Below are 6,357 nucleotides of genomic sequence, written 5' to 3'. Positions count from 1 at the left end.
ACCCCCCCCCCCCCCCCCCCACAACCCCCCCCCCCCCCCCCCCCCCCCCCCCCCCCCCCCCCCCCCCCCCCCCCCCCCCCCCCCCCCCCCCCCCGCTGCCGCTCACTCCATCCCGCCCGCCAGCCGCGCCTCCGCCGTCGCCAGGATCTCGGTGACCCGGAGGCCGAACGCGGCGTCGCAGGAGTGCGGCCGGCCCGTACGGGCCGCCCCCACCAGCGCGTCGGCCGCCCGGGCCAGCGCCGGGACCGCTCCCTCCGAACTCCCCGGCAGGACCGTCACGCCCGCCTCGCCGCGCAGTTCCACGTCGGCCCCGGCCGCCGCCGGCGGGGCGGTCAGGCTCAGCGTGAGGGTGCTCGACGCGCCGGTGGAGTGGTCGAGCACCAGGTGCACGGTGTCGGCCGGACCGTGCGCCGCCGCCACGACCTGCCGTACGTCGCCGAGGACCGGCAGCAGCACCGACAGGGCGTGCGGGCCGACGTCCCACAGCGCGCCCTTCTCCCGTCGCCACGGCGAGGCCGCGAACGGGCTGTCACTGGTGAACACCGCCCCCAGCCACTGCGCCCGCGCCGTGAACCAGCCCGCCACAGCCGCCTGTTCGTCGATCCAGGCCTCCGGCTCCTTCTGGAAACGCGTGGTGAAGAACACCACCGACGCCACCCCGGCCTTCTCCACCGCCTCCACGACGGCCCGCCCCTCGGCGACCGACACCGCCAGCGGCTTGTCCAGCAGCAGATGGCGGCCCGCCCGGGCCGCCCGCACCGCCAACTCGGCCTGCACCGACGGCGGCAGGGCCACCGCCACCGCGTCCACGTCGGCCAGCAGCGCGTCCACGTCGGCGTACGCCGTCACGTCGTACTGCTCCGCGAGCGCCGTGGCCGCCTCCGGCCGGCGCCCCCACACCCCGGCGAACTCCACGCCGGAGTGCCCGGCGAGGGCGGGGGCGTACGCCGCCTTGGCCCACGGGCCCGTTCCCAGCAGTCCGATGCGCATATCGCGTTCCTTTCTCCGAGCCGATCCCCGCACCCTCAAGATGCCGCACTCCGGTCGCCGCCCGCACACCTGCCGTCCGAATCGCCTCGCTCCGCGAGCCACTGGGCGATGGTGGCGGCGATCGGCTGACCGGTGTCCATCTCCACGAAGCCGAACTGGCCGGACTGGTTGCACTCCAGGAACCACCAGATCCCGTCGGCGTCCTCCGCGAAGTCGAAGGCGCCGTAGGCCAGTTCCGCACCCGTCATGTAGCGCAGCACGCCCTCGGCGACGCGTGGCGGCACGTCCGCGGGCAGCCAGGGGGAGACCGACGGGGCGAAGCGGACGTCCACGTCGTCCGGGTGGGCGTCCGGGTCGGCGGGCTTGCGCGCGGCCAGCAGGGTGTCGCCGACGACGGTGAGCCGGATGTCGGCCCGCTTGGCGATCCGCCGTTGCAGCAGGGTCGGGCCGAAGGCGACCGCCGTGAAGTCGGCGTCCGGCGCGACCCGGCTGGTCGGCACCGCCCGGGGCGGCTCCTGCGGATGCGCCCCGGAGACCGGCTTGACCACCAGGTCCGGGAAGCGTTCCGCGAACTCCCGCGCCGCCTGCGGGAACGTCGTGATGAGGGTGGCCGGCACCGCGAGGCCGCTGCGCTGGGCCAGATGCAGCTGCCAGGGCTTGTGCCGGGCCCGGCGCGCGGCGTCCGGATGGTTCATCCAGCGGGCGTCGGTGCAGCGCAGCATGCCGTACAGCGCCTGCGACGACTCCTCCGTCAGCCAGGCGGACGGCTGCGCGGCGCGGGCGGCCGGGTCGCCGGGCCTGCGCACCCAGACGGAGCGCAGGCCGTTCATGCTCACCAGGCGCCCGCCGACGGACAGATGTCCCCGGCAGGCGCCTCGCACGTACTCGCCCGACAGCGCCACCCCGTTGGTGAGATCGGCGGGGTCGAGCCGGACGACGGGCACGCCCGCCTCGCCCAGCCGGAGGACCACCATGTCCGCCGTCACGTCCTCTTCACTGGTCAGGATGAGCACGGTCATCTGTGAAGGCCCGCGGTTCAGTCGTCGAAGTGCGTCTTGGAACCGGCGGTCGAGGTCGTGGTTCCGAGTGCTCTGAGGGTCGCGTGGTCGGTGGCGGCGATCCGCCCGTCCGGGAGGACGTTCAACTGCAGTCCGGAGTCGTACGCGTACGGAGTGGTGACGTCCAACTGCACTGCGGGCCGCGCGTAGTTGAGCGTGAACGGTTGCATGGTCTCTCCCTGATTCGGCTTTCACGTCCTTATACGAGTCGAACGGGTGATTGGTTTCCTTACGCTGAGTGAGCACCCTTCGGAGGGGTTCCTTCCGGGGTCATCGCGCGAGCGCGTCCCGCGCCGCCGCCAGCGCCTGTTCGGCGTATCCCCGCCCGAACAGCACCGCGTGCACCAGCAGCGGGAAGAGCTGGTGCAGCCCCACCCGGTCCCGCCAGCCGTCGGCCAGGGGAGCCGCCCGCTGATAACCGGCGAGCACCCGGTCCAGCTGGGGACAGCCGAACAGCTGGAGCATCGCCAGGTCGGTCTCCCGGTGTCCGCCGTGCGCGGCCGGGTCGATCACCCGGACCTCGCCGTCGGCGCCCCACAGCACGTTCCCGCTCCACAGGTCGCCGTGCAGCCGGGCGGGCGGCTCGGCCGGACCCGCCAGCTCCGGCAGCCGCGCGCAGACCCGCTCGAACACGGCCGCCTCGCCCGGCTGAAGCGTGCCGCGGTCGACCGCGCCGCGTACATACGGCAGCACCCGGTGCTCCGCGTACCAGTGGGGCCAGTCGGTGCCCGGCGCGTTCCGCATGGGGGCGAGGCCGATGTAGGCGTCCTCGGGCCCGTCGGGCGGAGGTGCCCCGAAGTGCGGTGCGCCGGCCGCGTGCAGCGTGGCCAGGGCCTGGCCGAAACGCAGCGCAGCATCGGGGTCCGGGGAGCCGGTCGGCACCCGCTCGGTGACCATCCACCGCTCGTCGTGCCCGAGCACCGCCGGCACCCGGACCGCGTCCGCCGCGGCCAGCCAGCGCAGCCCCGCCACCTCGGCGCGCACCGCCCCCGGGGCGTCGCCACGTTTGACCATCACCGGTGTCCCGCCGTCCAGCAGCACTTCGACGGGCGAGCCCGACGACCGCCGGGCCCCGCTGACCGGGCGCCCCGTGAGCCGGGCCGCCACCTGTCCTGGATCCTCGTCTCGGTCGACCACGGCCCCAGCGTACGACCCGCAATCAAGGCCGCCCGCCGGGCACTTCAACCATTGATACGACTGTTTTCGGCCAAACCCAGGCGGTCACTACCCGTGCTGATCGGATTCCCGAGCGGCTGCCGGTGACCTGGTAGTCCGTACCACCCCGCCACCCGTACGACGTCCCCGGCCCGGCACCCGGGCGGGGGCGCCGGCGCCCGGAGCGCCCTCAGCGTCCGACGGGGTACGTCCCCCGGGTCAGCCCCACCGGATTCCCCGGCGGCAGCAGGCCCGACTCGACGACCGTGCGGGCCAGCGGCTCCAGCAGCGTGGCCAGCCGCCCGCTCCGGTCGGCACCCAGAACGGTCCACGGTCCCTCGGCCGCCGCGTCGGTGAGCGCCTCGGCCTCCGCGCGCAGGGCCGCCCCGGCCGGCGTGAGCGCGCCGTCCGCCGTGAGCCGGCCGTCCGCGCGCAGCCGGTCCACGGCCGCCGCCCACTCGTGCTCCGGCCACTTCCGGGTCTCGCGCAGGAAGGCCGCGTCGGACTCGCCGGCCGCCGCCTTGAGCACCATGGCCTCGACCGGTCCGAGCCCCAGGCCGACCAGCACCGCCACATGGGAGTCGCCCCGGTGCTCGCGCAGGGTCGTCAGGGCCTGCCACAGGCGGGCGGTGGGCCGGTCCGGCCGCTCCAGCGCCTGATTGGCGGCGCCGAGCACCCGGCCCGCGGTGTCCGCGCCCGCGGCGGCCTCCCAGGCGAGATCCGCCGCCTCGGCGAAAGCGGCGGAGCCGGCGGTGTCCGCCCCGAACAGACGGGTCATCGCCGCGTCCATCGCCTCCAGCCGGGCCGTCAGCACGTCCGCCGCAGCGGCGTACGACCAGGCGTCCGGCAGCGCTCGGGCCACCTGGGCCGGGTGGAAGACGTAGAAACAGCTCGTCACCACGGACGGGGACGCGGCGCCGAGCGGGGCGGCGCGCAGTGCGAAGTAGCCCATCCAGAACCCGCGCAGCCCGAGCCCGTCCGCGGCCCGGTGTGCCTCCGGTGCGAAGTACACGAGACTGTGCACCGGCTCGTACCGCTCCCACAGGGCCCGCGCCATTCCGTCCGCCACTGCTTCCTCCCACCGCGTCGGCCTCGACGTGCTGTCGGCACCAGCCTGCGTTATGACAGCGGTCATAACAAGAGGGTGGCCACGAGAGGAGAGTGGTCATGAGGGCTCACCGGGCGGGGACCCGGACCCTGCCGACCGCGTTGCCGAGCAGTTCCGTGAACCACACGGTCCCGCCGGGCCCGGCCGTCAGCCGCAGCGGCACCTTGTCGGCGCCGTCCGGCACCGGGAAGGTGGTGACGGCGCCGGTCGCGGTGATCCGGCCGACGCGGCCCGCCTGGTCGGCGTACCAGACCTGGCCGTCGGGACCGCGCGTGATGCCGCCGGGCAGGCTGTCCGGGCCGGGCAGCGGGAACCGGGTGACGTGCCCGGCGTAGTCGATCCGGACCACCGCCTGCCCGCCGGACGCGGTGAGCCACATGCCGCCCGGCCCGGCGACGATGCCGCCCGGGAAGCCGGAAGCCCCGCCGGGCAGCGGGAACTCGGCGAACCGTCCGGAGGGGGTGATCCGCCCGACCTTGCCGCCGCTCAGCTCCGTGAACCACAGGGCTCCGTCCTCGCCCGCCGCGATGGAGTGCGGAGAGGCGTCCGGGGTGGGCACCGGGTACTCGGTGATCCGGCCCGTGGTCGTGACGCGGCCGATCCGGTTCCCGGTCGCCTCGGTGAACCACAGCGACCGGTCCGGGCCGAGCGCGATCCCGGCCGGGCCGCTGTCGGCCGCCGGCAGCGGGAACTCGGTGAGCAGCCCGGAGGGGGTGACGCGGCCGATCCGCCCGGCGATGGTCTCGGTGAACCACAGGGCCCCGTCCGGCCCTTGGACGATCTCGGCCGGGCCCGTGTCCGGACCCGAGGTCGGGACGTCGGTGACCGTGCCGTCGGCCGCCATCCGCCCGATGCGTCCGGCGCCGTGCTCCGCGAACCACAGCGCGCCGTCGGGACCGGCGGTGATGCCGACGGGCTCGGCACCGGCCGTCGTGGTCACCGGATACTCCGTCACCGGCTCCGCCGCGGCGCGGGCGGGAGCGGCGACGGCGGCGACGGCGAGCAGGGCACCGGCGCACGCGGCGGCCGGCCGCCGGACCCGTGGCCCGTACCGGGTGTGCGCGGGCATGGGGTGCTCCTTCGGGGCCGTGCTTGCACAGGGAGGGGTAAGAGGGCCTTCCCCGCCTTCCCGGCCGTCGTACGACGCGATCACTCCGGCAGGCGTACGACCGCGTCGGCGATTGACCCGGACGAGGGGTCCCGGAGCCGGTGCGCTGGGGCAGACGGGTGGCGTGGTGACCCGGCTGGGCGGCTCGGATGGTGGGAGTCAGGGGCCTCACTGACGGTGGTTCATGTCGGGGCCGGGTCCATCCAGCTGATGAGGTATCCGCTGCCCGGTCACGGCGGAAGGACATCACTATGCGCTCTGCCCGCATGCTCCTGGCAACGGCGGCTGCCGCCGCCGCCCTATCCTTCGCCACCCCCGGCGCCGCGTTCGCCGTACAGGCCGAGCACGACGGCGGCGGCCGGGACGACTCCTCGTACAGCAAGGAGCAGGACAGCGACTCCGACCGGGACGAGGGATCCGACAGCGACCACGACAAGGACTACGGCAACAAGCGCGGCGGCGGCGGGGAACACGACGGGCCGCGCGGCGGAATGCACACGGGTGGCGGAGCGCTCGCCGCGGTGCGCAGCGAGGACTGGGGTTCGGGTGGCGACAGCCGGTTCGATCCTGAGAGCTACCGCGACAAGGACGACCAGGACAAGGGCGACAAGGGCGACAAGGGGGACCGCGGCGAGAAGGGTGAGAAGGGCGACAAGGGCGACAAGAGCGAGTGGGGTGACGACCACGACAAGCCGCGCGGTGGCATGCACACCGGCGGCGGCGCGCTCGCCACGCCCGGTGTCACCGCGGGCGGCCTCGCCGTACTCGCCGTAGGCGCCACCGGTGCCTACGCGCTGCGCCGCAAGAAGGCCGCCCAGCCGGCGTCCTGACGGGCCGTACGTCCCAGGGGTTGCGGACACCGCCGGCGCGCCCCGCGTCGGCGGCCCGCGCCCCCTGCGCCCGCCCCGGCGCCGTCTTCCCCGCCCTGATCCCCGTGC

The 6,357-nt window shown here is 75.1% G+C and carries 7 protein-coding genes; 1 reads left to right on the top strand and 6 read right to left on the bottom strand.

Features of this window, described 5'->3' with window-relative positions:
- Positions 1-102: 102 nt before the first annotated feature.
- The 6 genes from ACZ4WH_RS16360 to ACZ4WH_RS16335 all read right to left on the bottom strand — a co-directional run bounded on the left by ACZ4WH_RS16360 (position 103) and on the right by ACZ4WH_RS16335 (position 5,380).
- Positions 103-990 carry a Gfo/Idh/MocA family protein gene (locus tag ACZ4WH_RS16360; RefSeq protein WP_468180817.1) on the bottom strand — a complete coding sequence of 296 codons (888 nt, stop codon included), beginning with the start codon at positions 988-990 and terminating at the stop codon, positions 103-105.
- Positions 991-1,025: 35 nt separating this feature from the next.
- Positions 1,026-2,009: an ATP-grasp ribosomal peptide maturase gene (gene tgmB / locus ACZ4WH_RS16355; RefSeq protein ID WP_468180815.1), complete on the bottom strand. Its 984-nt coding sequence runs from the start codon at positions 2,007-2,009 to the stop codon at positions 1,026-1,028.
- A gap of 17 nt (positions 2,010-2,026) precedes the next feature.
- The gene (gene tgmA / locus ACZ4WH_RS16350) at positions 2,027-2,218 is read right to left on the bottom strand and encodes a putative ATP-grasp-modified RiPP (protein WP_020938095.1); all 192 of its coding nucleotides are present in this window, start codon (positions 2,216-2,218) and stop codon (positions 2,027-2,029) included.
- A gap of 100 nt (positions 2,219-2,318) precedes the next feature.
- The gene (locus ACZ4WH_RS16345) at positions 2,319-3,155 is read right to left on the bottom strand and encodes a fructosamine kinase family protein (RefSeq protein WP_468180916.1); all 837 of its coding nucleotides are present in this window, start codon (positions 3,153-3,155) and stop codon (positions 2,319-2,321) included.
- Between the two features lie 238 nt (positions 3,156-3,393).
- Entirely contained in the window at positions 3,394-4,272 is an 879-nt protein-coding gene (locus ACZ4WH_RS16340) for an SCO6745 family protein (protein ID WP_468180813.1), read from the bottom strand.
- 106 nt (positions 4,273-4,378) lie between these two features.
- A complete protein-coding gene (locus ACZ4WH_RS16335; protein WP_468180811.1) occupies positions 4,379-5,380 on the bottom strand; it encodes a Vgb family protein in 1,002 nt (333 codons plus the stop codon).
- A gap of 290 nt (positions 5,381-5,670) precedes the next feature.
- On the opposite strand from ACZ4WH_RS16335, the gene ACZ4WH_RS16330 reads away from it, so the two are divergent.
- On the top strand, positions 5,671-6,249 hold the full coding sequence (locus ACZ4WH_RS16330) for a hypothetical protein (RefSeq protein WP_468180809.1): 579 nt from the start codon (positions 5,671-5,673) through the stop codon (positions 6,247-6,249).
- The last annotated feature ends 108 nt before the right edge of the window (positions 6,250-6,357 follow it).

The organism is Streptomyces sp. NPDC029138 (genome assembly GCF_055564375.1).
Note: the sequence above shows the minus strand (reverse complement) of the source record. Positions and strands in the feature narration are given on the sequence as shown.